General features: G+C 43.2%; 23 protein-coding genes. 8 read left to right on the plus strand and 15 right to left on the minus strand.

The genetic code is table 11. The annotated features are described in order from the left end of the window. Positions 1-280: 280 nt before the first annotated feature. The 3 genes from BUA59_RS08910 to BUA59_RS08920 are packed head-to-tail and all read right to left on the minus strand — an operon-like array spanning position 281 to position 4,581. On the minus strand, positions 281-1,516 hold the full coding sequence (locus tag BUA59_RS08910) for an ABC transporter substrate-binding protein (RefSeq protein ID WP_072839363.1): 1,236 nt from the start codon (positions 1,514-1,516) through the stop codon (positions 281-283). 31 nt (positions 1,517-1,547) lie between these two features. Further along, a complete protein-coding gene (locus tag BUA59_RS08915; protein WP_072839364.1) occupies positions 1,548-2,894 on the minus strand; it encodes a sigma-54-dependent transcriptional regulator in 1,347 nt (448 codons plus the stop codon). Continuing rightward, positions 2,887-4,581, minus strand: coding sequence for a sensor histidine kinase (locus BUA59_RS08920; RefSeq protein ID WP_072839365.1), 1,695 nt, complete (start codon positions 4,579-4,581; stop codon positions 2,887-2,889). Before BUA59_RS08920 ends, BUA59_RS08915 begins: the two co-directional genes overlap by 8 nt. A gap of 244 nt (positions 4,582-4,825) precedes the next feature. Between BUA59_RS08920 and BUA59_RS08925 the strand changes: the two genes are divergently transcribed. From BUA59_RS08925 to BUA59_RS08950, 6 genes are all read left to right on the plus strand, one after another. Further along, positions 4,826-5,794, plus strand: coding sequence for a PstS family phosphate ABC transporter substrate-binding protein (locus tag BUA59_RS08925; protein ID WP_072839366.1), 969 nt, complete (start codon positions 4,826-4,828; stop codon positions 5,792-5,794). Between the two features lie 132 nt (positions 5,795-5,926). Then, positions 5,927-8,188 carry an ABC transporter permease subunit gene (locus BUA59_RS08930; protein WP_072839367.1) on the plus strand — a complete coding sequence of 754 codons (2,262 nt, stop codon included), beginning with the start codon at positions 5,927-5,929 and terminating at the stop codon, positions 8,186-8,188. A gap of 11 nt (positions 8,189-8,199) precedes the next feature. Then, positions 8,200-9,900 carry a phosphate ABC transporter permease PstA gene (gene pstA, locus BUA59_RS08935; protein ID WP_072839368.1) on the plus strand — a complete coding sequence of 567 codons (1,701 nt, stop codon included), beginning with the start codon at positions 8,200-8,202 and terminating at the stop codon, positions 9,898-9,900. A 20-nt stretch (positions 9,901-9,920) separates the two neighbouring features. Further along, positions 9,921-10,751 (plus strand): phosphate ABC transporter ATP-binding protein PstB, encoded by an 831-nt coding sequence (gene pstB / locus BUA59_RS08940; protein ID WP_072839369.1) that lies wholly within the window; start codon positions 9,921-9,923, stop codon positions 10,749-10,751. A gap of 14 nt (positions 10,752-10,765) precedes the next feature. Continuing rightward, positions 10,766-11,479, plus strand: coding sequence for a phosphate signaling complex protein PhoU (gene phoU / locus BUA59_RS08945; protein WP_072839370.1), 714 nt, complete (start codon positions 10,766-10,768; stop codon positions 11,477-11,479). Between the two features lie 143 nt (positions 11,480-11,622). Next, on the plus strand, positions 11,623-12,123 hold the full coding sequence (locus tag BUA59_RS08950; RefSeq protein WP_072839371.1) for a GAF domain-containing protein: 501 nt from the start codon (positions 11,623-11,625) through the stop codon (positions 12,121-12,123). A gap of 16 nt (positions 12,124-12,139) precedes the next feature. Here the strand turns inward: BUA59_RS08950 and BUA59_RS08955 are convergent, their stop codons facing one another. The 8 genes from BUA59_RS08955 to BUA59_RS08990 all read right to left on the minus strand — a co-directional run bounded on the left by BUA59_RS08955 (position 12,140) and on the right by BUA59_RS08990 (position 20,657). Continuing rightward, positions 12,140-12,472, minus strand: coding sequence for an Hpt domain-containing protein (locus tag BUA59_RS08955; RefSeq protein ID WP_072839372.1), 333 nt, complete (start codon positions 12,470-12,472; stop codon positions 12,140-12,142). Next, positions 12,465-14,306 carry a sensor histidine kinase gene (locus tag BUA59_RS08960; protein ID WP_072839373.1) on the minus strand — a complete coding sequence of 614 codons (1,842 nt, stop codon included), beginning with the start codon at positions 14,304-14,306 and terminating at the stop codon, positions 12,465-12,467. Before BUA59_RS08960 ends, BUA59_RS08955 begins: the two co-directional genes overlap by 8 nt. Positions 14,307-14,308: 2 nt before the next feature. Next, positions 14,309-14,836 (minus strand): putative pterin-binding protein, encoded by a 528-nt coding sequence (locus BUA59_RS08965; RefSeq protein ID WP_072839374.1) that lies wholly within the window; start codon positions 14,834-14,836, stop codon positions 14,309-14,311. A gap of 203 nt (positions 14,837-15,039) precedes the next feature. Beyond that, positions 15,040-16,041 (minus strand): murein tripeptide/oligopeptide ABC transporter ATP binding protein OppF, encoded by a 1,002-nt coding sequence (gene oppF / locus BUA59_RS08970; RefSeq protein WP_072839375.1) that lies wholly within the window; start codon positions 16,039-16,041, stop codon positions 15,040-15,042. Continuing rightward, a complete protein-coding gene (oppD, locus tag BUA59_RS08975; protein ID WP_072839376.1) occupies positions 16,041-17,030 on the minus strand; it encodes an ABC transporter ATP-binding protein in 990 nt (329 codons plus the stop codon). Before oppD ends, oppF begins: the two co-directional genes overlap by 1 nt. A gap of 9 nt (positions 17,031-17,039) precedes the next feature. Beyond that, on the minus strand, positions 17,040-17,966 hold the full coding sequence (oppC, locus tag BUA59_RS08980; RefSeq protein WP_072839377.1) for an oligopeptide ABC transporter permease OppC: 927 nt from the start codon (positions 17,964-17,966) through the stop codon (positions 17,040-17,042). 11 nt (positions 17,967-17,977) lie between these two features. Beyond that, entirely contained in the window at positions 17,978-18,898 is a 921-nt protein-coding gene (gene oppB / locus BUA59_RS08985) for an oligopeptide ABC transporter permease OppB (RefSeq protein WP_072839378.1), read from the minus strand. Between the two features lie 148 nt (positions 18,899-19,046). Then, positions 19,047-20,657, minus strand: a complete 1,611-nt coding sequence (locus tag BUA59_RS08990; protein WP_072839379.1) for a peptide ABC transporter substrate-binding protein — start codon at positions 20,655-20,657, stop codon at positions 19,047-19,049. A gap of 342 nt (positions 20,658-20,999) precedes the next feature. Here BUA59_RS08990 and cysZ point away from each other — a divergent pair, with 342 nt between their 5' ends. Beyond that, positions 21,000-21,779, plus strand: a complete 780-nt coding sequence (gene cysZ / locus BUA59_RS08995; RefSeq protein WP_012072063.1) for a sulfate transporter CysZ — start codon at positions 21,000-21,002, stop codon at positions 21,777-21,779. Continuing rightward, complete coding sequence (locus BUA59_RS09000) at positions 21,779-22,621, plus strand: response regulator (RefSeq protein ID WP_012072062.1); 843 nt, start codon at positions 21,779-21,781, stop codon at positions 22,619-22,621. The genes cysZ and BUA59_RS09000 overlap by 1 nt, the downstream gene beginning before the upstream one ends. A gap of 65 nt (positions 22,622-22,686) precedes the next feature. Here the strand turns inward: BUA59_RS09000 and phoR are convergent, their stop codons facing one another. The 4 genes from phoR to BUA59_RS09020 form a co-directional block, all read right to left on the minus strand. After that, the gene (gene phoR, locus BUA59_RS09005) at positions 22,687-24,030 is read right to left on the minus strand and encodes a phosphate regulon sensor histidine kinase PhoR (protein WP_072839380.1); all 1,344 of its coding nucleotides are present in this window, start codon (positions 24,028-24,030) and stop codon (positions 22,687-22,689) included. After that, positions 24,027-24,722, minus strand: a complete 696-nt coding sequence (phoB, locus tag BUA59_RS09010) for a phosphate regulon transcriptional regulator PhoB (protein WP_048814168.1) — start codon at positions 24,720-24,722, stop codon at positions 24,027-24,029. Before phoB ends, phoR begins: the two co-directional genes overlap by 4 nt. 84 nt (positions 24,723-24,806) lie before the next feature. After that, positions 24,807-25,661, minus strand: a complete 855-nt coding sequence (gene ubiA, locus BUA59_RS09015; RefSeq protein ID WP_072839381.1) for a 4-hydroxybenzoate octaprenyltransferase — start codon at positions 25,659-25,661, stop codon at positions 24,807-24,809. Continuing rightward, positions 25,658-26,218 carry a chorismate--pyruvate lyase family protein gene (locus BUA59_RS09020; protein WP_072839382.1) on the minus strand — a complete coding sequence of 187 codons (561 nt, stop codon included), beginning with the start codon at positions 26,216-26,218 and terminating at the stop codon, positions 25,658-25,660. The genes ubiA and BUA59_RS09020 overlap by 4 nt, the downstream gene beginning before the upstream one ends. Positions 26,219-26,222: the final 4 nt, after the last annotated feature.

The following is a 26,222-nucleotide window of genomic DNA, read 5'->3' on the forward strand; positions in this document are numbered from 1 at the left end:
ACGTCATTGCTCAAAAGAAATAATAAATAAGAAGCCACTCAAGTCGCTGGGAGGTCTTATGAGATAGGATGGCATTTGTATTAATGCGCGCTCTTATTATTTTTTTACTAAGAACAATGTTGCTTTTTAGATAAGAGCAAGCAGGATGCCAGTTTTTTAATAACATCTATCTATTTGATTAATATAAAAAAGTGTTTTTTTTAGGTATGTCTATATGAATGTTTTGAGCGGTTACCGATCATGATGATCGCCATTTTATGATCGGTATCCGCTCAAAAGATTAGTGCGATTGACGACGATCAGGGTAGTAAACCGACCAGTTATGCAGCAAACGTGCTGCTGGGGGAAGGGAGGTGTCTTTAGTCGAGGTTCCGATGGAAATAACTTGCTGAAGTTGGTGAGTGTTTGCGTCCATGTAGGACGAAAAACCTGTGGGATCTTCTGGTAGTTTAATCACTAAGTTTTCGAGTACAGTTTGCAACTCTTCGTTAGTTGCATCGACACCCGCAAGGTGAACGGCTTCAGCAATGGCCATTATTCCTGAGTACGCACCTTCGGCAGCATAAGAAGGATAGCGTCCGCTTAACTCATGGAAGCGTGATACAAACCATTGATTGAATGCTGTGTCTGGCCAGTTATTGTGATGACGAGATGCCAAAATGAGTCCTTCGGGCATGTCTTCGCCTAATGCTGCAAGGACTTCAAAGTTGGCGCCAGTGTCGAAATTAGCAAAACGTGCATGTTGGAAAAGCTTAGCGCTATTGGCTTGTTGAATAAAGGTGACAAGATCGCCACCCCACATGGCATTTACGATCAAATCTGTTGGCTTCTCTAGCAGTGCCTGAATAAAGGTAAAGTAGTTTGGTTCATAAAGTTTGGGCCATAAAGTAGTGATGACTTCATAGTTAACTTGTTGCTGTTTAAGAGCATGTTCTAAATCATCCCACATGGTGTAGCCGTACTCGTAGTCTGGGCCAATATAGGAAATTTTAATGGGTGTGCTGGCGGAAGACGGAAAATGCTCACGAATGTATTTGGCCCCTGCCAGCATACTTTGTTGGGTGTTATTACTGACTCGAAAATATAAAGGGCGCTTGCCTGTATCTGTCATGCGAGATGAAGCGTGATCAGTGCCAATAAAAAAGGCGTTTTCTTGCTCTGCAACTTGGGCAACTTGCCACGCAATAGATGAATTCACCACGCCACAAATGAAGCGTGTTTGATGATCTCTTACCAATTCTTTTACTAAACGTGTGGCTCGTGAGGCTTTCGATCTAGAATCCTCAATAATGATTTTTAAACTAGGATAGTGATCAGTTTTGTTTGCCAACTGTTCCAGTGCTAGCTGAATGCCAATTTTACTGTCTTCGCCATATAAACCGCCACGTCCAGTAAGCGGAAAAAGGCAGCCAACATTTATGTCAGCTTTGTCTTGATTGCCTAGCACTATTTCGGCTTGGCTGTTTGTTGCTGTGAAACATCCTAATAGGGTGAGTAACCAAGTTAATTTTTTCATAAGGGCATTCTTATTGTTATTTTTTCTGAGTTTAAAGATCTATATGAAGTCTTTGTATTCTGCGTTTTAAAGCGTGCCTAGATATGCCGAGTTGTTCGGCAGCAAGGCCTTTTCTGCCGCCACATTTGCTTAAAGCACTTAGGATTAGCTCTCGTTCTTTGTTTTCTACTGACGAAGAGTAATTTGAGTCCTCTATTTTAGGCTGCAGTGGGCCTTGTCGATATTCGCTTGGTAAATGTTTTGGCATGGCTGCTTGGCCTGGATACAAAATAGTAATGCGTTCGACTAAGTTTTTGAGTTCCCGAATGTTACCCGGCCACGAGTAGACTTTAAGTTGGAAAATAACGTCATCGCTCCAAATTGGTGGGTTACAGCCTTCTTGTTTTGCAAATTGCTCACTGAAGAAACTTACTAATAAAGCAATGTCTTCCGTTCTCTCACTTAGCGCTGGGGCATTAATTGGTACCACATTGAGTCGGTAGTACAAATCGGCGCGGAAAGTACCGGCATCAACGGCCTCTTTAAGGTCTTTGTTGGTGGCAGCAATGACCACGACATTGGCTTTGCGTTCTTTTCCTCCACCAATGGAGCGATAAACGCGATTCTCTAGAAACGTCAGTAATTTTGCTTGAATGGCTAATGGCATTTCGCCAATTTCATCTAAAAATAATGTGCCATTATCTGCCAATGAAATAAGACCATCTCGCTTTTGTACCGCGCCAGTATAGGCACCGCGTTCTGCACCAAATAGCTCTGCCTCGATAAGCTGTTCAGGTAGGGCTGCACAATTTATTTCGATAAAAGGGGCATCATCAAAACGAACATCGTGCAAGCTGCGTGCAATTAAGGCTTTCCCTGTTCCAGATTGGCCTGAGATCAAAATGGTTTTAGCAGCACTACTACCTACTTGTTCTATCATGTCACGGAGTTGTTGGGTGCTATGGCTATTGCCAATAATACGATGCGTATGGATTTGCTTAGAGCGCAAAAAGCGCAGTTCTTTTGATAGCCTCTGCTGTTCACCACAGCGACGAATTAAAAGTTCTAACTCATCGATATCAAACGGTTTGGTGATGTAGTCGAGCGCGCCTTCTTTTACTGCTTTTACTGCGGTTCTAGTATCACCATGTGCAGAAATCATGATGACTGGCGTGTCAGCAGATAGGCTTTTTAACTGAGTTAATACGTCTAAGCCGGACATATCTGGTAGGCCTAAATCCAATAACACGACGTCTGGAACTAAGGTTGTAAATGTTTTTATACCCTCGGTTCCAGAATACGCCGCGTGGAGATCCATGTTTTGGTCATTAAGGGAGAACTGGATGCTGCGAACCAAGTTGGGTTCATCATCTATTACCAAAACAGTTAGGCTACTCATATTTATCTTCTTCTATCCGGTCGTTTTGAAAACATAGTTGAACTTTAGTGCCTGTATTCTCCTGACTTTCGATGGAAAGTTCAGCATGGTTGGACTTGGCTAATACATGACAGATTGCTAATCCTAATCCTGTGCCCGCAGACTTAGTAGTAAAGAAAGGTTCCGATACTCGTGGCATGAGTGATGCTGGAATGCCTTTACCATTGTCGATTACGGATAAAATAATTTGCCCATCTTTCTTTGAGCCAAGCAAGGTGATTTGCCCACCTTCTGTTGGCATTGCCTGAATCGCATTGAGTATTAAGTTCATTAAAATCTGTCGAATATGAGACAAATCGGCAGTTATCTCAAGTAAAGGGTCACAGTCTAGCGCAATCCCAACATTTTGTTTTCTGGCTGACGCGTTTACCAGTGCTCGAATACCTTCTAGCAGTTCTAGCAAGCTTATTTTCTCTAATTTTGGTTGTGTCGGTCGAGCGAAGTTTAGCAAGTTTTCAATGACTCGATTAACGCGCTCTATTTCTTCTTCAACCATTACCAGCATTTCATTATGTTGCGGGTTGGATTCTCGCTTAATTAAAGTTTGTATCGTCATACGGATAATGGTCAGCGGATTTCGAATGTCATGAGCTAATCCCGCCGCCAGTTGTCCTAATGAGGCTTGCCTCTCCATTTCTACTGATGCTTGAATTACGTGGTGTAGCTGTAAGCGCATGCGATCAATGGCTAAGGTTAACCGTTTTAATTCTGTTCCTGGTTGCAATGGCACTGGTGAGTCTAAATCGCCAGCAGCAATACTTTCGACGCGATCAATGAGTTTATCTAGTTGTCTATTTAAGCGTTTTGAAATATACCAATGCAGCAGTAATAGGCCTGCGGCGGTAAATAGTACCAAGAGAATCAGCCAGTAACGCATTTCTGCACTTGGTGGGCTAGAAAGATCTTTGTTTTGACGCAGCTTTAGTGACCAGTTGGGCAGCAAATCATAACTGGTGTTAATGCTTGTATCTTTGTCTACAGGCTGACCGACGATATCAAATAAACGGTCACCAGGAACATCTAATAATGGTGTATAAATACCATCGACACCGAGTATCTTGGGTATAGAAGCGAGCGAATTAAAGCGCAGAATAATGCCGATGTATGGCGCATTTTCGATGGCAAAACTGCTGGTGTTGATTTGTTTTAATAATAAGACGGAAGAGGGCCGATCAAATGAATAGGTTTCTGGACCATAAATGCCAGCGTCTTCAAATTGTGTAACAGGATAGATCAAGGATTGATCGTAGCGATTTTGCGAGTAGGCGTATTCAGGAAAGCTCCACAAGTATTGTTTGTGCTCATCAAAAAATGCAATGCCATAGACATTTTGTAAGTCTGTTTGAATTCTTAGCAAGGTTTGCAATTCAGACGACAACGACTGAGCTCCATCAAGCGTATAAATTTTTGGGTTGTCTAATTCATCGGCTAGGACATCAAGCTGATAAAGTCGCTCACGAAGATTAGCCTGAAATTCATTCTGAACAGTCGCAACGCGAGTACTTAATTGTTCACTCGATATTTTTATAACTAGCTGATTCAGATAAGTGTCATAGAGTCCGGAAAAAACCAATAATGGCACGAGCGCTACTACTAGGGACAATAATAAGTAACGATTAGATAAGCGTTTATTTTGACGTTTGAGCAACTTAGTGGGCCCTTTCAATGGCGTAGTGTTGGAATATGTTACAGCGATTAAAATCGTATGGACAAAGAAACTTGCTGTTTGCTCGTGACGATTTCCTATTGGTTTTGTAAAGACTCATAATTTATTTTTGAAATATTTCATTGTTTAACATTTCTGTCACATATCTTTCCTATAGTACAAAGCATCGAACGAGCTATGGGCAGTTGCTCATAAATATTTGACTACAACCACTGAGGTTTATGTGATGAAAAAACTAGTTGCAGGTTTAGCGATGACAGCGGCAGTAAGCGTTTCTGTTAACGCTTTTGCAGATGTTGATTCAAATTTGATGTCTTACAGCAAAGCAAGTGGCGTTTCTGGCAATATTTCAAGTGTTGGCTCTGACACCTTAGCAAACTTGATGACAATGTGGGCAGAAGACTTTAAGCGTCTATACCCAAATGTAAACATTCAAATTCAAGCGGCTGGCTCTTCTACTGCGCCACCAGCTTTGACTGAAGGTACTTCAAACTTCGGTCCTATGTCTCGTACAATGAAAGACAAAGAAATCGCAGCGTTTGAGAAAAAATACGGCTACAAGCCAACAGCAATCCCAGTGGCTATCGATGCTCTAGCAGTTTTCGTACATAAAGATAACCCAATCAAAGGTTTGTCTCTTCCAGAAGTGGATGCAATCTTCTCTTCTACTCGTAAGGGTGGCCACAGCGAAGACATCACTACTTGGGGGAAAGCTGGTCTAGATGGTGCTTGGGCAAAACGCGACATTCAATTATTTGGTCGTAACTCAGTGTCTGGTACTTACGGTTACTTCAAAGAGCACGCACTTTTCAAAGGCGACTATAAAAACAGTGTGAACGAACAACCAGGTTCTGCTTCTGTTGTTCAGTCTGTTTCTACTTCTCTTAACGGTATTGGTTACTCTGGTATCGGTTATAAAACGTCTTCAGTACGTGCTGTACCTTTGACTAAGAAAGAAGGCGGCGAGTTTGTTGATGCTACCGTTGAAAACGCAGCAACGGGTAAATACCCACTGTCTCGTTTCCTTTACGTTTATGTTAACAAAGCGCCTAATAAGCCGCTTGAACCACTACAACGTGAGTTCGTAAAAATGGTTCTTTCTAAAATGGGCCAAGAGGTTGTTGTAAAAGACGGTTATGTACCTCTTCCAGCGAAAGTTGCTAACAAATACCTGACAGATCTAGGTATTAACTAAGCAACGCTGTAGCGAGCTACGGATTAGATGCTTAAAGTAGGAGGGCCGAAACGCTCTCCTATTTTTCTCTGTGCAGTAGGCTGTCACACTACTGTCACACAAAAAAACGTCACACAACAAAGATGAATGCGGATGACTAAACCAACTGACCATCAGATGCCTGAACTGGATTTCAATACGCCAGCTTTAAAGCGTCATCGTAAAATTCGCGCCCTGAAAGACCGTATGGCTGGAATGGGTATTGCCGTGGGTGGCAGCAGTGTTATTTTGGCTGTGCTGCTGATTTGCTTCTACTTACTTTATGAAGTGGCGCCATTGTTCTCAAGCGCCAGTATTGATCCAGAGGCGAGCTATGCCTTGCCTGCACAGGATCAAGGTGAAAGTCTCTACTTAACGACCGAAGAACAAGCTGAAGTCGGTATGCGAGTGGCGAGTAATGGTAGTATCGTCTTCTTCTCTGTTGCTGATGGCAGCGTGATCGACACTGTAAAAAATCTTCGTACTGAAAAAGTCACCGCCTTTGCTGTTGAATCAGATACTAGCCATTTAATGGCGTTTGGTTATGAAGATGGCAAAGCGCTAATTGTAAAACACGATTACAAAACCTCTTACCCAGATGGCAAACGTAAAATCTCTCCAGTAGTTGAATACCCTTATGGTAAAAAGCCTGTTGATGTAGCTGATTTCGCTATCAAGAAGCTAGCGCTTCGTGATGGCAGTGACAGCTTAACTATGGCGGCGATTGGTGATTCAAGCAGCGCCATCACTAAAGTAACGAAAGACGTTAACTTTATCACTGATGAAGTGGAATTGAGCGAGCAGAGCGAGCCATTACCTTTCGTTCCTGATGTAGCCAGCATGCTACTGAGTGGTGATCAGCGTTATTTATATGTGGCGACGCGTTCTGGTGCCATGAGTGAGTTTGATCTGCGAGATTTCGATAATATCGAGCTTAAAAATGAAATGTCACTGTTCAAAGACGCTAGTACCAAACTTATTTCGATGACCTACCTATTGGGTAAGTCTTCTATCATGGTAGCGGACTCTTCTGGTCGAGTGAGCCAGTGGTTTAACGTTCGTAACGATGATACCAACGAAGAAAAACTCACTTTTATTCGCGATGTTAAACAACCTGTTGCCTTAGTCGATTTGGCAATGGAGCAACGTCGTAAAGGTTTTGCTACCTTGGATGAGCGTGGCTTGGTTGCTATCTATAATGCAACATCTACTCGCCAAGTTTTGAATGAAAAACTGAGTGATAAAACCGCTCGCCTAATCAGCTTTGCACCACGAGCAAACGGTTTGTTGTTAGAAGACAGCAAAGGTGTGCATTTCTTCCACGTAGACAACGAACACCCAGAAGTATCTTGGTCCTCTTTGTGGGGCAAGGTGTGGTACGAAGGTTACCAAGAGCCGACTTACACTTGGCAGTCTTCTGCGGCGAACAATGACTTCGAACCTAAATACAGCTTGATGCCATTAGCATTTGGTACCTTGAAAGCAGCATTCTATGCGATGTTAATGGCGGTGCCTTTGGCGATTTGTGGTGCTATCTATACAGCTTACTTCATGGCGCCTGCATTACGTCGTAAGATCAAACCTGTGATCGAATTGATGGAAGCCCTACCAACGGTAATTTTGGGCTTCTTAGCGGGTTTGTTCTTCGCGCCCTTCTTAGAAGAAAACCTAGCAGCAACGTTCAGTATTTTCGTCGTTCTGCCGGTTGGTATTCTACTATTTGCTTATATTTGGTCACGTTTACCTCAGCAAATTCGCTGGTTGGTGCCTGATGGCTGGCAGCCATTGTTGCTTATTCCAGTTATCGTATTTTTAGCTTGGTTCTGTTTGGCGATGAGTCCAATCATTGAATTGAACTTCTTTGGTGGCAACATTCGCGGCTGGATTACTCATGATCTTGGTATTACCTTTGACCAACGTAACGCGCTGGTGGTTGGTTTTGCCATGGGCTTTGCGGTTATCCCGACTATTTTCTCTATTACTGAAGATGCCATTTTTAGTGTGCCAAAAGCCTTAACTCAAGGTTCATTAGCATTGGGTGCTACTTACTGGCAAACCATGACTCGCGTGGTGTTACCGACCGCGAGCCCTGGTATTTTCTCTGCCGTTATGATTGGTATGGGTCGTGCCGTGGGTGAAACCATGATTGTACTGATGGCAACGGGTAATACGCCGATTATGGATTTCAACATATTCGAAGGTATGCGGACTCTAGCAGCCAACTTGGCGGTAGAAGTACCAGAGTCTGAGGTGGGAAGTTCTCACTATCGTATCTTGTTCTTAGCGGCGTTTGTGCTCTTTATCTTCACCTTTGTGGTGAACACAATCGCTGAAACCGTGCGTCAGCACCTACGCAAAAAATACGGGTCGCTATAATGAGTACTCCAATGAAAATGAAGAAAAAATCCGTATCCGAATGGGTCAAGTCTGGTGATCCATGGGTGTGGCTAAATGCGGGTGCCGTGGCGATTTCTGTCATCATGGTCGTCGGTTTGTTATTACTTATTGCCGTTCGTGGTCTAGGGCATTTTTGGCCAGCGGATGTGGTAGAAACGCATTACGCTTTACCTGGTGAATCGGAATACAATCTTGTTGCTGAACGAGTTGAAAGCGTAGAAGTACCAGCAGCTCAGTTACGTGAAGCGGGTATTGCTATTCCAGATCAACATCAGTTGATGCAACGTACTTTGATGAAAACCGGTAACCGTGACGTGTACGGTTCAGATTTCCGTTGGGTCATCGATGAATATCTAACAGACACTAAGCGTCCAGAAATGTTATTCACCGCTGAGCGTCGTGAGTGGGGTAACTTATATGGCTACCTTAAAGCAGTGAAAGAAGATGGCAAGATCGTTTCTGAAACCACAGACCTGACGCCAACTGACTCGGCTATGGCGACTTGGAATACGTTTGAGAAGAGCATTGAACGTGCAGCGGTTATTTTCGATGAGATTCATGAAATTGAGAAAAAAGACATTGGTAAGATCAACTACGCACTTGAGCGTATTCGTCTTGAGCAACGTCGTTTAGAACTAGAAAACAAACTAACACCAGCGGCAGCCGCAGATCTTGCGGCAGAACGTGGTCAATACGATGAAGAGTACAAAGGCCTTCAGCAAAGCCTGATCGACCTTTATGCCAAAATCAACCGCGATACATTTGTTGTGCAAGTGATGGACGGCTCTGTGCATGAAATGCCAGTAGCGAAAATTGTTCATGCTTATCGCGCTAATGCGATGGGTGTGCCTCAGAAGATGGGTTTTTACTTCACTAAATTATGGGAATTCTTGTCAGACGAGCCGCGTGAAGCCAATACAGAAGGCGGCGTGTTCCCAGCCATTTTCGGTACGGTCATGATGGTTCTACTGATGACGGTTCTGGTAACACCATTTGGTGTGGTTGCGGCAGTTTATTTGCGTGAATATGCATCTCAAGGTTGGGTAACTCGTATTATTCGTATCGCGGTAAATAACTTGGCGGGTGTACCTTCTATCGTTTACGGTGTATTTGGTTTAGGTTTCTTTATTTACTTCCTCGGTTCCGGCATTGACCAAGCTTTCTTCCCAGAAGCCTTGCCATCACCAACCTTTGGTACCGGTGGTTTGATGTGGGCGTCTATTACTCTGGCGCTATTGACTGTGCCTGTGGTGATTGTGGCAACCGAAGAAGGATTGTCACGTATTCCTCGCAACGTCCGTGAAGGCAGCTTGGCATTGGGTGCAACGAAAGCGGAAACCTTATGGCGAGTGGTCTTGCCAATGGCGAGTCCGGCTATCATGACTGGGGTTATTTTGGCGGTCGCTCGTGCGGCAGGCGAAGTGGCGCCATTGATGTTGGTGGGTGTAGTGAAACTAGCGCCATCATTGCCATTGGATGGTAATTACCCTTACATCCATTTAGATCAAAAATTCATGCACCTAGGTTTCCATATTTATGACGTTGGTTTCCAAAGTCCAAACGTGGAAGCGGCACGACCTCTTGTGTACGCAACAGCCTTATTGCTTGTGGTGGTTATTGCCTTGCTGAATTTGTCAGCAGTAACGATCCGAAATCATTTACGTGAAAAATACAAATCGCTGGAAATGTAAGCGGCGGAGAAGAGATTATTATGAGCGACGTTAAAACACACTCAATTGATATTTCAGCAATGCAGCGTAGCCAACAGGCGTTGCGCATTGAAGATGAAACCGTTTGCCTATCTGTAAACGATTTGCACCTGTATTACGGTGAAAAAGAAGCGCTGAAAGGCGTTAACATGGTTATTCCAGAGAAGAAGGTGACTGCGTTTATCGGGCCTTCTGGTTGTGGTAAATCGACGCTATTGCGTTGTTTTAACCGCATGAATGATTTGGTAGATGGTTGCCGTATTACGGGTGAGCTTAACTTACGTGATGAGAACATTTACGCTAAGGGCACAGACGTTGCTGAGCTACGTCGCCGTGTTGGCATGGTGTTCCAGAAGCCAAACCCGTTCCCAAAAAGTATTTATGAAAATGTCGCCTACGGCCTTCGTATTCAAGGCATCAATAAAAAGCGTTTGCTTGACGAAACCGTTGAATGGGCACTGCGCTCAGCGGCTTTGTGGGACGAAGTAAAAGACCGTCTAAACGAAAGCGCATTGGGAATGTCTGGTGGTCAGCAGCAACGTTTGGTTATCGCTCGTACGGTTGCGGTAAAACCAGAAGTGTTATTGCTGGATGAGCCTGCATCAGCGTTAGATCCTATTTCAACCTTGAAGATAGAAGAACTGATTCATGAGTTGAAAAATGAATTCACGATCGCGATTGTGACACACAACATGCAGCAAGCAGCTCGTGTGTCTGACTACACAGCGTTTATGTACATGGGTGATTTGGTTGAGTTTGGCGACACGAACACCTTGTTCACAAACCCAAGCAAACAACAAACAGAAGACTACATCACGGGCCGCTACGGCTAGGCGGAGGACGCATTATGAAAGAATTAACAACGGATCATATTTCTCAGCAGTTTAACAACGAGCTGGAACTGCTTCGCCAACACTTTTTGACCATGGGTGGTGTTGTTGAAAACCAAGTGCAAGACGCGGTACAGGCTTTATTAGACGCGAACGGCTCTTTGGCAGAAGACGTGAAAAACCAAGATGCTACAGTAAATCAGCTAGATGGCTTAATTGACGAAGAGTGCCGTCGTATCTTGGCTAAGCGCCAACCTGCAGCATCTGATTTGCGTATGGTTTTGTCGATTAGTAAAGCGGTAAGTGAGCTAGAGCGTATTGGCGATGAAGCGAAGAAAATAGCTAATCTGACATTAAACCTGATCAATGAAGGCGAGTCTCCTCGTGGTTACGTAGAGATCAATCGTATCGGTCAAATGGTGTCACGCATGATTCATGATTCTTTAGATGCCTATGCGCGTTTAGACATTGAAGCGGCTATTAAGGTTGCTAAACAAGATCGTACTGTGGATCAAGAATACAATACTGCAATGCGTTCTTTGGTGACCTATATGATGGAAGATCCACGTAGTATTTCTCGTGTGATTAACGTGATTTGGGTATTACGTTCTTTGGAGCGTATTGGCGATCATGCTCGTCATACCTGTCAGCATTTAATCTTTATGGTGAAAGGTGTTGATGTTCGTCATGTGAACGTAAACGATCTTTCTGCTGATATGAGTAAGAAATAAATGTCGTTGATCTCTTGGTTTTATCGGTAAGCCAAGAGATCGACTTTTGCTGATTTTATCTTTTTTATTATTGCCTTTCCTATCTTCTTCTTTTCATCGACTTTGTTATCATCAGGCTTTCGTTTTAACTGGTGTGAAATACGATGTTTACCATAGAAACTCATTCTACTGGCTCTCTTGAAGAGTCCTATCAAGCACTCAATGCTCAGCTAGCGGCGCTGCTAAGTGGAGAACGAGACTTTATCTGTAATGCGTCGCAATTTTCAGCGTTTGTTATGCAAACTGTAACGGATCTGAATTGGTCGGGTTTCTATTTTGCTCGTGGCGAGGAATTAGTACTCGGGCCTTATGTGGGTAAGGTGGCTTGTACTCGTATTCCATTCGGTCGCGGAGTATGCGGTAAGGCAGCACTTACTTTGCAGACTCAACGTATTGAAGATGTTCACGCATTTGACGGCCATATTGCCTGTGATGCAGCATCGGCGAGCGAGGTCGTCATTCCTGTTGTGGTGGGAGGTCAGCTAATGGCTGTGTTTGATATGGATAGCCCAAAAGTAGGTCGATTCTCTGATGTTGACCAAGCCGGTCTAGAGTCTTTTGTAGCGACTTTTATTGAAGCTACAGATTTTAGCTGGTCAATTTAACTGTGTTAATTTTTTGTTATAAAAAGTACGCTTCAAGCTCGTCTAGTGATGCTTGATGAATGGCGGGCAGGCCATCGATGATGGTTTGCATTCCTTGCTCACTATGCTGTGTTGCTGCTGTTTCTATCAACTGGCATTGTTTAGCAAATATCTGCATAGCCATATTTAAACTGGCGGACTTGAGTGAATGACTCACTTGCTTCAATTCTTGATGGTCTCTTTTTTCCCAAGCTTGCATGAGCTGGGCCATTTTCTCATTGCTGTCGTCAACAAACTCCAAGCGTATTGTGTTAATTGTGTCCTTTCCTAGTAGCTGAATAAGAGAATCTAAATGGTCGTGATCAATCATTTTTATGGGCCTTTGACGATGTTTCTTGGGATGCTGTTGTTTGATATGAAAAGAGGCTCGCAATAATTGGCTCTAGTTGGGTCTGAGTAAGTGGAAATTGTAAAGGTATGATTGGGTATTCTGAGTTGTTAACCGCTTGAGGGTGATAGCCAAGAATAGGGCATGACTTTGTTTTCCATTGTTGTAGTGCATCATTGCCATCGCGTTCGAATCTAGGAGTATTACCCAGAATAACCATATCGTAGTTTTTGTATTCTTGCAGACTACCATCTTTTGAAATAACTGCGTCGATATTAAATGCTGCTAGCTGCAAACTAATAATTTTAGCTAGGTGTATGTCTGTTTCAATGATCAATGCTTGCGTTTGATCTGGGCATTGAAAGTTTAGCTGTTTTGTCGACGGGCAATCGTTGGGTACATAAAAAGGTATATCTACCCAAAATTCACAGCCTTTTTGCGGTGCGCAGGAAAAATGCATCTCACCTTGCATTAGATAAACCAATTTGTGGCATAACGCCAGACTCAAGCCGACTTTACTGGGTAGAGGTCCTTCTTTTTGCATAGGTAAATACGGGTTTACTCTTAAATTTTGTTGTAACTCATTTGGCATGCCTAGCCCAGTGTCTCTAAGGGCAATTTGTAGTACTCGGATTTCTTTTGTGTCTGTAGCTAGTGGCATTTGAGGCGCACTTAGTGCTGAGGGTCTAATTTGCAAACTAATGCTACCTGATGGCGTATGTGTGATGGCATTTTGCAGCAGCGCAACAATGATTTCTTTCGTCCTAATAAAATCTAGGCTGATATCTTTGGGCAAAAGAGGGTCAATATAGAGGATGCTTTGTAAGTTTTTCCGCGCCATCTGAGGCTCAAAAATAGCAAGGCAATCTTCAACACTATTTTGGAGATACTCGATCGTTGGATTAAGCGTTAGCTGCTTGGCATCAATTAATGCTAAGTCAGAGAGCATTTCTATGGTTTGAAGTAATTGATGACCTGATTCGTCAATATGCTTTGATAGCACCTTTATGTCATTTTTTGACGTCGTACAATTTAGTGTTTTAGCCGTTCCTAGAATAGCATTTATAGGAGAGCGTATTTCTTGATTCACGAAGGAGAGTAAATTGGCTTTATCTTCGTTAATTGTTTGGATGCCTAGCTTAAGATCTTTGTTACGCCTGATGACATTTTTAAGTTCAGTTAATCCTTTTACTGTAAAAAAGCATAAACACAGTAAACAGGCTAACAGTGCCATTGAGAGCAGTTGAATATCATCTAAGTTTTTCTGCAAGGTTCTATGTTGGTTACTGATGAACTCATTGCTGCCTTTGTTTACTAAAGTGACAAATTCGTTGATTTGATCTTCGATACGCTGAATACGTTCAATTAAGTCGGGTAGATAGGAAGTATCGCCATTTTCTATTTTAGATAAATTGAAACTGAGTAGCTCTAACTCACCGTTAATAATATTCAATAGCCTCGTTGTACGTCCTCCTTCGAAAGTGCGAATTAGAGAGCCAACATCTCCTTGTCTAAGCAAGTCTACTCGACTCATTAGCAAGTCATATTCAAAGAAGGCATTGCCGTTCAGAGGGTAATCGCTATCTTCTAATGCTATTAAGTAATTAAGAAAACGATATGATTGTATTTGTAGTTGTAGAGTGTTCCATAAAGAGCTTTCAAAAACGCGCCGACTGTTGTTTTTTGAGCTATCACTGGTGTAAGTGATAATGCCGAATACAGCAATGGTGATGGCAATAATAAAAGCTATAAAACCATACAGTACCCATAGCTTGAATTTGGATAGCCAAGTATTCCCCTTAAACAAGCGCTCCATTTTTACTCCGTTACCACAATTGCTTTGATGCGATCAATTTGCCAGATGGAGCGACCATAAAATATTTCTGATTTGAGCTCTTCACGCTCATCGAATGGATAGATCACCATAATGGGACCGAGATTTCTAACACTCATCGGCTTTCCGTCTAGATGAGTTGCTAAAATCGCGCCGTTTTCCGTAAAGTCACTAAGGGGGATTTCAGTCATGTACTCATTAAGAGCTGTGACTTGTAAAAATGTAGCTGTACTACTTAACTGTTTTAATAGGTCCGCGGCAGAAAAACCTTGGTAAGTGTGAATGCCTTTTGTCCATGGATTATGGGTAGTAATGAAATGTTGTGGCAAGGTCTCTAACATGGCTAAATCAAAAGCCGATTCTTGTTCTGAATTTGAGGTATTAATCGCCCCAGATACAGTCAGTATTACTCTACCTTTCGGTTTATCTGCTGCGTAGGACGCAATAGAAATAACACCTAAAAACAGTAATACAAGAGGATTTAGATTTGTATAAGAAGAGCATAAACGCATGAATAAGAGCCTAACTTAGTTGCTTGACTGATTTTTACTCTATGATAGACAAAAATAGCGAGCTTGTGTGATGAATACTAGCTTTGAAATGAAAGAATAGCGGGTTTTAGAGACAATTAAGCCGTTTTTGGTACTCTTAATTGAGAAACCTCAAAACGGCTTAATTGGTTTTGCCTGTATCTTCTTCGTATTTAATAGATGTATTAAGTTATGTCAGCAAGACGCGAGCAGGCGGCTTGGTGCTCATTTGATAACACTTGCAAGATAGGTTTTTGTTGCGCGCAACCTTCATTTGCATGGGGGCAACGCGTACGGAAAACACAACCAGACGGCGGACTTATCGGAGAGGGTAAATCCCCCGTCAAGAGCTGAATTTTCTTACCACGCTCTACTTTTGGGTCCGGTACAGGCACAGCAGACATCAAGGCTTTGGTGTATGGGTGCTGAGGGTTTTCATAAAGCGCTCGTTTGCTGGCTAATTCAACTGCATTGCCCAAGTACATCACCAATACACGGTCTGAAATGTGTTTTACCACACTTAAATCGTGAGCGATAAACACCAAAGACAAGCCCATTTCCGCTTGCAACTCTTTTAACAGATTGACCACTTGAGCTTGGATGGAAACGTCCAACGCTGAAACAGGCTCGTCACATACAACTAATTTTGGTTTGAGGATCAAAGCGCGAGCAATACCGATACGCTGGCACTGGCCACCGGAAAACTCATGAGGATAACGGTTAATCACGTTAGGTAATAAACCCACGCGATCCATTATGTTACGAACTTCAGCTTTTACTGCTTCTTTTGATAGTTCTGGACGAAAGGTTCTAAGCGGTTCGGCGATGATATCGCCCACTGTCATACGAGGATCAAGAGACGCCAATGGATCTTGAAAGATCATTTGCAGTTCTTGGCGCTTGCTGCGCATTTGTTTTTTGTCCAGATCCGTTAGGTCTTGACCTAGCCAAACCACATTACCTTCGGTGATTGGCACAAGACGCAGTAAAGCTCGCGCGAGCGTGGATTTACCACAACCAGATTCGCCTACCACACCGAGAGTTTCCCCAGCATAAATAGTTAAATTAACGCCATCTACTGCTTTTAGTGATTGGCCTTTTTCCCATGGCCATGCATTGTCTGACTTTATGTTGAAGTGGACTTTTAAGTTATTCACTTCCATTAATACGTTATTTGAAGTGTTCATTAGGCGATCCATCCATCAACGGATTTATGACAAGCTCGTAGTTGACCCGGTGCAAACTCTTTTAGCTCGGGCATGCTTTCTCCACAGCGCTCTTTAGCAAATTCACAGCGCGTTTGGAACGGACAGCCAGATGGCATATGCAATAAGTTTGGTGGATTGCCTGGAATGGTCGATAGTTTTTCGTCATCGGCATCTAGGCGTGGAATGGCTTTTAATAAACCTTGCGTATACGGATGCGTAGGGCGATAAAACACATCTTCTGCGGTGCCATATTCCATCGTTTGTCCGGCGTACATCACCAACACTTTGTCGCATAAGCCAGCGACCACGCCCAAATCATGAGTGATCATGATGATGGAGGTGTTGAAGTCGTCTTTTAATTCGTTTAGCAAGGTCAGAATCTGAGCTTGTACGGTTACGTCTAGGGCGGTGGTTGGTTCATCAGCGATTAACAGCTTAGGTTGGCATAACAAGGCCATAGCGATCATCACGCGCTGTCTCATGCCGCCAGAAAATTCGTGCGGGTACATGTTCATACGTTTGCGCGCTTCGGGCATTTTCACCGCGTCGAGCATTTTGACCGAGGCTTCAAAGGCTTCGGCTTTGCTCATGCCTTTGTGTAGCATTAAGACTTCCATTAGCTGCTTACCGACTTTCATATAAGGATTCAATGAAGTCATTGGATCTTGGAAAATCATCGCAATTTCTTTGGAGCGGATGCGGTTCATGGCTTTTTCATTCAGGGTAAGAATATTTTGCTCGTTAAAGCGCGCTTCCCCTTCAATGACACCATTGCCGGCTAGCAATCCCATAAGAGCGAAAGCGGTTTGGCTTTTACCAGAACCAGATTCACCCACGATGCCGAGGGTTTCCCCTTGTGCCAGTGTGAAGTTCAGATCATTCACTGCGGTAACAAAACCATCTGGGGTTCTGAAGTTAACTCGTAAATTATTAACTTCTAGCAAATTTTTTGTATTTGATAAGCTCATAAGGTCTCCTTAGCGGTCTTTTGGATCAAGCGCATCGCGTAAGCCATCGCCGAGGAAGTTAAAACAAAACAGAGTAACGACAAGGAAACTAAGCGGCCAAGCCAATTGCCATATAGCTATTTCCATATTCTGAGCACCTTCAGAAATCAATGCGCCCCAGCTTGTCATTGGTTCTTGAACACCGAGTCCTAAGAAGCTGATAAAAGACTCAAGCAAGATCATATTCGGCACTAATAAAGTAGCGTAAACGACCACGATACCGAGTACGTTTGGCACAATGTGGCGCAAGATGATTTTTGGTGTAGACACGCCGCAAGCGTAAGCCGCTTCGATGTATTCTTTGTTTTTTAGGCTCAATGTTTGGCCGCGAACAATCCGCGCCATGTCGAGCCAAGAGATCGCGCCAATGGCGACAAAGATCAAGAAGATATGGCGACCAAACAAGGTCATCAAAATGATCACGAAAAACATGAAAGGGAAAGAGTTAAGAATTTCCAAGAAACGCATCATGACACTGTCAACGCGACCGCCTATGTAACCCGATGCCGCGCCGTAAAGCGTACCTATTACAATAGCTACCGCGCTGCCCATGATGCCGACCAATAGCGAGATTTGTCCGCCTTGCATGGTACGAACAAAAATATCACGGCCTAGAGTGTCGGTACCAAAATAATGACCGTTTTCAATGTTTGGGCGGCCCAAAGTAGAAATATCAGATAGCGCTTCCCAGTCGATATCGTCGTAATTCCATTGGCTGAAAAACGGGCCTAGCAAAGCAATTGCCGTAATAATAGTCAGTACAATTAAGCTGGTTACAGCGGCATGGTTAGAAAAAAAGCGACGACGAGCGTCTTGCCATAAACTGCGACCTTCGACTTCCACCACTTTTTCGGCGAACTGTTCGACGGCCTGAATTTTGTCTTTTGTAGTAATCATAATAGGAGGCCTTAGTAGCGAATTTTCGGATCAATAACAGCGTATAAAATATCGACGATGGCATTGAATAGAATCGTTAATGTACCGACCAAAATGGTGACACCCATGACCATGGAATAGTCGCGATTCAGTGCGCCATTAATAAAGTGCTGACCAATACCGCCGGTGCCAAAATACACATCTACAATCACAGAACCTGTCACGATGCCGACAAACGCAGGCCCAAGATAGGAAACAACAGGCAGCATGGCGGGGCGCAAAGCATGCTGAAAGATTATGCGATACTTCGGTAGGCCTTTTGCTCGTGCGGTACGGATAAAGTTGGAGTGCATGGTTTCTATCATGCTACCGCGAGTAATACGTGCGATCTGCGCAATATAGCTAGTGGACATGGCAATAACAGGCATCACCAAATAAGGCCAAGCCCCTCCATTCCAGCCACCGGGCGGTAACCAATGGTTATAAATAGAGAAGAACAGGATGCACAAAGGAGCCAAAACAAAATTCGGCAGCACGATCCCAAGGTTTGCAAAGCCCATGACACCATAGTCTAACCAAGAGTTCTGGCGCAGTGCTGCGATAATGCCACAGCCCACACCAATGAGCAGAGCGACAAGAAAAGACCAAATGCCGATTTCAGCAGAGACAGGAAAACTCTGTGCAATCAGTTCGTTAATGGTGAAATCTTTATAGCGAAAAGAAGGTCCTAGATCGCCTTGAAGTAAGCCACCAAGGTAATAAAAATATTGATTAATGACCGGCTCATCTAAATGGTATTTGGCGTTAATGTTTGCCAATACTTCTGGCGGCAAAGTACGCTCGCTGGAGAATGGGCTGCCTGGAGCAGAGTGCATTAAGAAAAAAGAAACCGTAATCAAAATTAATAATGTTGGAATGGCTTCTAAAATGCGTTTTGAAATAAATGTCAGCATAAAAATTACCGGACTAGGCGCTATAAATGGCGGCTAATGCTAGGAACCTGTAGGGAATTCAAGAGATGCCCAGCGCTAAAGCACTGGGCATGGTTTAACACAAAGTACTTTTTAATTTTTAAGTACTATTCAATCTATAAACAGCGCCTTAGTGCTTGATGATGTACATATCTCGCACGTAAACGTTATCTTCTGGATTAGGCATGTAACCGCCTAAGTAGCTTTTTACTAAACGTTTTTCGGTATATTGATAAATAGGAGCAACTGCCATGTCTTGTTCAATGGCGATTTCTTCTGCTTTGTTGTAGTTCTCGGTAGGGTGCTGCATGGTACGGGCATCGTGCAAAAGCTTGTCGTATTCTGCGTTGCTGTACTTACCGTCGTTATTACCGTGAGTTGTTGTTAGAAGATCTAACATAGTAGAGGCTTCGTTGTAGTCACCAATCCAACCCGCACGTGCAATATCAAATTGTTGATGCTTTTTCGTTTCTAGGTAAGTTTTCCACTCTTGGTTTTCCAGGGTAACGTTAACGCCCAAGGTTTTTTTCCACATAGAAGCAATCGCAATGGCGATTTTCTTATGGTTTTCGTTGGTGTTGTAAAGCAAGCTGAAAGACAGAGGGTTGCTTTGAGTGTATCCGGCTTCTTCTAATAGAGCCTTGGCTTTATCGTCACGTTCTTTTTGTGACCAAGTTGCGTACTCAGGTGTTGCTGGAGAGAAGTCGTTTACTACTTCTGGTGTGAAAGAATACGCAGGTAATTCACCAGTGCCCGTTACAAACTTTGTGATTACGTTACGATCAATGGCATAGGACAAAGCTTTACGTACTCGAACATCGTTGTATGGTGCTTTTGTTACGTTGAATTGGTAGTAATAGGTGCCTAGTTTTGGCGTAACGACAACTTCATCAGGAATGTCTCGCATGAGCTGTCTGAAGTGGTCATTTGGTATCTCATAGCTAAGATCCATTTGACCCGCTTGGAAGCGTTTTAGCTCAGCATTAGGTGATTCAATTGGTAAATAGGTAACCTTGTTGATGATTGTTTTGGCATCATTCCAATAGTTCGTATTGCGGGTGAAAACCATTTTTTCGTTCACGACCCATTCGTCCATTTTATACGCGCCGTTAGACACCATATGCTCTGGTTTTGTCCAATTATCCCCCCATTTCTCGACCACTTTTTTCGGTACAGGGAACATGGTTTGATGAGAGGTCATTTTTACAAAGTAAGGCACTGGACGTTCAAGTGTGACCTGGAATGTGTGGGCGTCTAATGCTTTTACACCAAGAGTTGAAGGTTTGGCTTCACCAGCGATGATCTTAGTCGCATTAACAATAGATGGAATTTCCATGAACCATGCGTATGGAGAAGCAAGTGCAGGGTCAACAGCACGAGTAAAAGCGTAAACAAAATCCTCTGCTGTGACTGGGTCACCATTAGACCATTTGGCATCTTTACGGAGGTGGAAGGTGTATTGAGTGTTGTCGGCGTTTACGTCATAGCTTTCTGCGACACCTGGTACTTGGTTACCGTCACCATCTTGGTTGTATAAACCTTCAAAAAGATCTTTAGAACGGATAGAAGCTGGTGTGCCTTCCATTTTTTGTGGATCAAGGGTTGCGGGTTCTGCACCACCACCACGAACAAGTTCTTGTTTAGCCGCTAATTCTACGCCTGCTGGTACGTCAGCAGCTTGAGCTTCTAGAGTGAAGATAGATGTAGCCATAATAGCACTGGCGAGTAATGTCATTTTCATTTTTATATTGTCCCTTGTGAGTTAGCTTTTGTGTATGTGCTTTTTATATTCAGACGCGATACCTGCACTGGTTCGTATTCGTCTTACGGTTTCATAGTTCACCAATTCGATAAAGGTCACAATCGAAATTGCGTATCAGGTCATGCGTCTAATAAATGTAAGCTTTATAAAAGAGCGGTGAAAATTGCATGTTTGGTGTCTATAAGGCTTGAAGGCGTTGCTGTTTCAGTTTATGAACCTTCAATTTGAAAGGCTTTGTGGAGCCGCGAAAGTCGTCATGATATTCTGTGGTTCTTAGATAAATTTGATGAAAAGGTTTAAATTCAGGAGTAATACAGCATCGTGATCACACACCCATTTAAAGCCGCTGGGGCTTTTTTAAAAGCGTTTCCCTTGGTTTTTTCGAAAGACTTAAGACTGTTTATATTGGCTCCTTTGTTGGCGAATTTTGTTTTAGTCGGCTTATTATATATGGTCGCTTTTAGCTATTTTCAGACCTTAATGGACTCGGCAATGGGATATCTACCTGAGTGGGTTTCCTTTTTAAATTGGCTGTTTTATTTGATATTTGCCGCTATTATTAGTGTACTTTTGTTCTATAGTTTTTCAGTAGGTGTGAATATTTTGGCGGCGCCTTTTATGGCGTTTCTAGCAGAAAAAGTAGAAGAAAAGGAAACAGGGAAGGTTTTTGATGAAACGCTGACGGCTGGCGTTCTTATCGCGATAGTTGGTCGCAGTTTACAGCGAGAATTCCAGAAAATATTGTATTTTTTACCTCGTTTTATTTTGTTACTGTTATTGTCTTTTATCCCTCTTGTTAATGTTATTGCTCCAGTATTATTACTATTGTTTTCGGCTTGGATGTTATCCCTGCAATATATGGATTATGCTTTTGATAATAATAAGGTTAAATTTCATGATATGAGAATGGCATTACGCTCCAAACCTTTGTTATGTTGGACATTTGGCGGCATAGTAATGGTTGGTTTGACGATTCCTTTCTTTAACCTATTCGTTATGCCGATTGCTGTTGTAGCTGCCACATTATTGTGGATTTCGGTTTTCAGATCACAACATGGGGATTTTTCTGCCTTGTTAGATCGTACTAATGGAACTTTGTGATGTCGTTAAAAATTTTGGTAGTAGATGATGCCTCTTTTACACGTGACTTGATTCGGCGCACATTGCGTAAGCAGTTTCCTGCGGTTGAAATTGAAGAGGCGGTGAATGGACGTAAAGCACAACAAATGTTAAATAAAATTCAGTTTGATATGGTGTTGTGCGATTGGGAAATGCCTGAAATGACAGGCGTTGAGCTGCTTAAGTGGTGCCGAGAACAACCGAAATACAAAAAAGAAGACGTGCCATTTGTGATGATTACTAGCCGTGGTGATAAAAGCCATGTGGTGGAAGCTGTTCAATCAGGTGTGACGGATTATCTAGGCAAACCATTTTCTAGTGAACAGCTCGCTAACAAAGTCATATCGGCTGCGAAAAAGCATGGACTTGAAAAGAAGCTGACGTCTCAAAAAGCCCGTGAATCTGTCTCGCCTGGTGGCGTCAGTTCGGCATCGCTGGATGTATTAATGGGAGCAGGCAAAAGCACTCCTGTGAAGGCTACCAAGTTTACGAATCCAGACGCACCAGTTGTGACAGTTAAAGACGTTAAAATTCCAACTCAAGTACGTTTTGAGGGAAAACAATTTCGCTGCATGATTATTCAGTTTAGTAAAACTGAAGCAACGATGTTTATAAAGAGTGATGATGTTGTGCCACAAGTCTTGGGGCAGGCGGTATTGGATCTGGAACATAAGGGCGCGATGAATCGTTTGAATTATTATGTTCAATCCGTCGCTACCACAGAGAAAAAACACGATTCTACTTTTTTGACGGTTATCTTGAGTTTAATCGATCAGGATAGCGAGAAAGAGGCGTTTATTAGCCAGTTGTTTGATAGCCTATAAGTATTTTCGGGTTTGATTTGAATGATGTAAAAAGGGACGCATGAATGCCATGTGTCCCTTTTTTATTATTGGTCTGTTGGCGGTGTGTCGTCGGTATTAAATGCTATCGCCGGAATTGTATCGTTTCTGGTGCGATTCGCTGGGAAGTGGCAAGAAAACGTGCTGCCGAAACCTGGCTGACTACGGATTTGTAGTTTGGCATCGTGATGCAATAACACGTGCTTTACGATGGCTAAGCCAAGACCTGTACCGCCAGTTTTCGATCCTCTTCCTTTATCGACGCGGAAAAACCGTTCTGTGAGTCGAGGAATGTATCTTGGTTCTATGCCCAGTCCGGAATCTTTCACCGAAAATACACCGTTAAACTCACTGGATTCCCATTTAATAGCGATTTCGCCACCATCTGGTGAGTATTTTATGGCGTTAAAAATTAGATTCGAAAAAGCACTGTATAGCTCTTTATAAGAGCCGTACAGTCGAGCTTCCACAGGGATATCCAAGACAAGAGTATGTTTGTCAGTCAAGATAGGCGTGGTCGCATTGGTAATGGTTTTTACTAGGTCTGAGACCTTATGCCATTGGTTTTCTTCACGCTTGTCATTACTTTCTAATCGAGACAGCAGTAACAGATCCTCGATAAGTTGTTCCATCCGCTCAGACTGCTCTGACATATTCACAATGCCTTTTTGCATGCTTTTGGGCAGGCTGTCCTTAAACATGTCTAGGGTTTCTAAATAGCCTTTAATGACCGTTAGCGGCGTTTTCAGCTCATGTGATGCGTTAGCGACAAAGTCTTTACGCATCTGCTCTAGCAAGTGTAAGCGGGTCACATCACGAACGAAAATCAAGTGATCGTTTTTATCGTACAGCGTGGTTTGAATTTCTAAATACACGCCATCTTTGGCTGGAGACTTGATGACCAAAGGTTCACCGAAGCGTTTTTGGCTGAAGTATCGGAAAAACTCAGGACTACGGACAATATTGGTAATCACTTGGCCGCGATCGACAGGACGCATTAATCCAAGAAAATGTGCTGCCGAGTTATTCCACCATTCCAAGTTGCCTTGGTTATCAGCCATGATAACGCCTTCTTTTAAGGCGGTTGTAGAGCTTTCAATTCTTGTTAGGGCTTGGCGCATGCGACGTTTGGATTTGCGCTGTTTCTTATGCAATCGATAGACTGCATCGAATACTTCACCCCAAATTCCACTGGCTTCTGGCGGTGCTGCACGACCAGAATGACGCAGCCAATTATGGAATTGATATAGCTGATAAAGTTGCCAGTACAAAGAGCCTAAAACGTACAGCAGCAAAACACCCAACAACTGACCAATGACTAGGCCTATGACAATGCAGGCTGCGAGCCCCGCGAGCCAAGTAATAATGGTGTTTCGCCAAACTGTTTTCATACGGACCTTTTTGCTGAGAAGCGGTAGCCTGTTCCTCGTACAGTTTGTATCAAGAAATCATGAGTACTACCAATGGCTTTGCGTAAACGACGTATATGGACGTCAACGGTACGTTCTTCAACGTAGACATTTCCACCCCATACTTGATCCAACAATTGTGCTCTTGAATAGGCACGCTCTTGATGGGTCATGAGAAACTTTAATAGACGGTATTCTGTCGGCCCCATATCTAAAGGACGGCTGCCTATGGTAACTCGTTGACTAATTGGATCAAGGGTTAGGCCTTCGATTTCGATTGGCTCATCAACCCCTTGAGGTGTCGCGCGGCGCAAGACAGCTTTGAGTCGTGCAACTAATTCACGAGGTGAGAAAGGCTTGGTGATGTAATCATCCGCGCCAACTTCTAAACCTTGGATCTTATTGTCTTCTTCACTTTTCGCGGTCAGCATAATGACCGGAATTTCAGCCGTCGTAGTGTCTTTTTTCAATCTGCGAGTAAGCTCAATACCGCTACCGCCGGGCATCATCCAATCTACAAGAATTAGATCTGGACGGTGGTCCACAATGATTTCATGCGCTTGCTGAATGTTTTCTGCTTCCAAATACTCGTAGCCTGCCATTTCAAGAGCGATGGCGATCATTTCGCGTATGGAAGATTCGTCGTCAATAATTAATACTTTTTTACCGGTCACAGGATTTATCCTCATCTCAGGAACGGTTTCATTAAAGCGATCTAATGTGACAATTCGGTTACATTGTCACAACTTTGCCATATATTACATAAAATAGCTTGCGACTAGACCAATGAAGACACAGTAACCAACGCGGTTGTTATCTAAAAAAGATCGGAAGCAAGCTTGGCGGTCGCGTTCTTTTGCTTGTTTAAATTGTTGATAAAAGAGTCCGACACAAACGATTAGTGATACAAAGTATAGCCAATGTAGTCCTGCTAGTAGGCCAATCCACGTCAATAAAGATAAGGTTAGCCCTTGCAGGCAAACAATGACAAATAAATCGTATTGCCCAAATAAGATTGCGGTGGATTTGACGCCTATTTTGAGATCATCTGGACGGTCTGTCATTGCATAATACGTGTCATAAGCAATGGTCCAAAAGCAATTCGCGACAAACAACATCCATAATTCGGGATCTGTTAAGTCCCCACCTTGGGCGCTGTAGGCCATAGGGATCGCCCAAGAAAAGGCCAAACCAAGGAAAAGCTGAGGCAGATGAGTATATCGTTTCATAAATGGATACAGTGCAGCAAGGCCCAAACCTGCAAACGACAGTAAAATAGTCCTCAGATCGGTAAATAGCACTAGGATAAAACTTAAAATCGATAAAGCACAAAACAGCATCAGCGCTTCTTTTTCGGATACTCGACCAGAAGGCAAAGGGCGATTTTTGGTGCGATCAACAAAACCATCGATTTTTCTATCCGCGTAGTCGTTAATGACACAGCCCGCTGAGCGCATGCTGAAAACACCTAAAATAAAGATAATCACCAAATGCCATTGAGGCATACCATCGGCTGCCAGCCATAGCGCCCACAATGTTGGCCACATCAGCAAAAATGAGCCGATAGGGCGGTTGAATCGAGTTAATTCTGCGTAGTCTTTAAGTTTGTTCATAACAATCCAAACGGCGTTTTTAGTTGGTTAATTTCATCAAAGAAAGCTTCATTGACCAATATTCCAGGGCCAAACTGGTGGAACACAGAGCGCCTTGCCCATAACGCACTAGGTTGGTTTGGAAACATACGTTTTGGCAGCTGAGTGACTTCAATACAACTCCTAGATAGCCCTTTATGTTGAAATAAGTAGCCGCCCAATGGCTTGTCTTTTAAATGTTTTACTTGTCGCCAATGGCCTTTTAAAGACCTGGCAGGAATGATCGAGCGAGCATAAATCACGGCTTCGTTGTCGACTTTGAGCAAGACGGTACGAATACGTGCGGCTTCTCTTGGCCGCAACTTTAGGCGTTTTCGTTCTCTCGCAGTTGGGGTTCCCCAAGTATCTTCAAGTACATCAACTGTTAATGTTCCTAGGCTTTTAAGTTTTGCCGTCAAGGAATCTTCAGTAATAAGCCAAGGCCATAGATTTTTAGGTACTTTTACCTTATTAATCTGATCTACAGGTGACCAACGATAGTCAAATTGCTGCGCGGCAGAAGAGTTCATTAACGTCATAATT

It is taken from the genome of Marinomonas polaris DSM 16579, assembly GCF_900129155.1.
Taxonomy (GTDB): domain Bacteria; phylum Pseudomonadota; class Gammaproteobacteria; order Pseudomonadales; family Marinomonadaceae; genus Marinomonas; species Marinomonas polaris.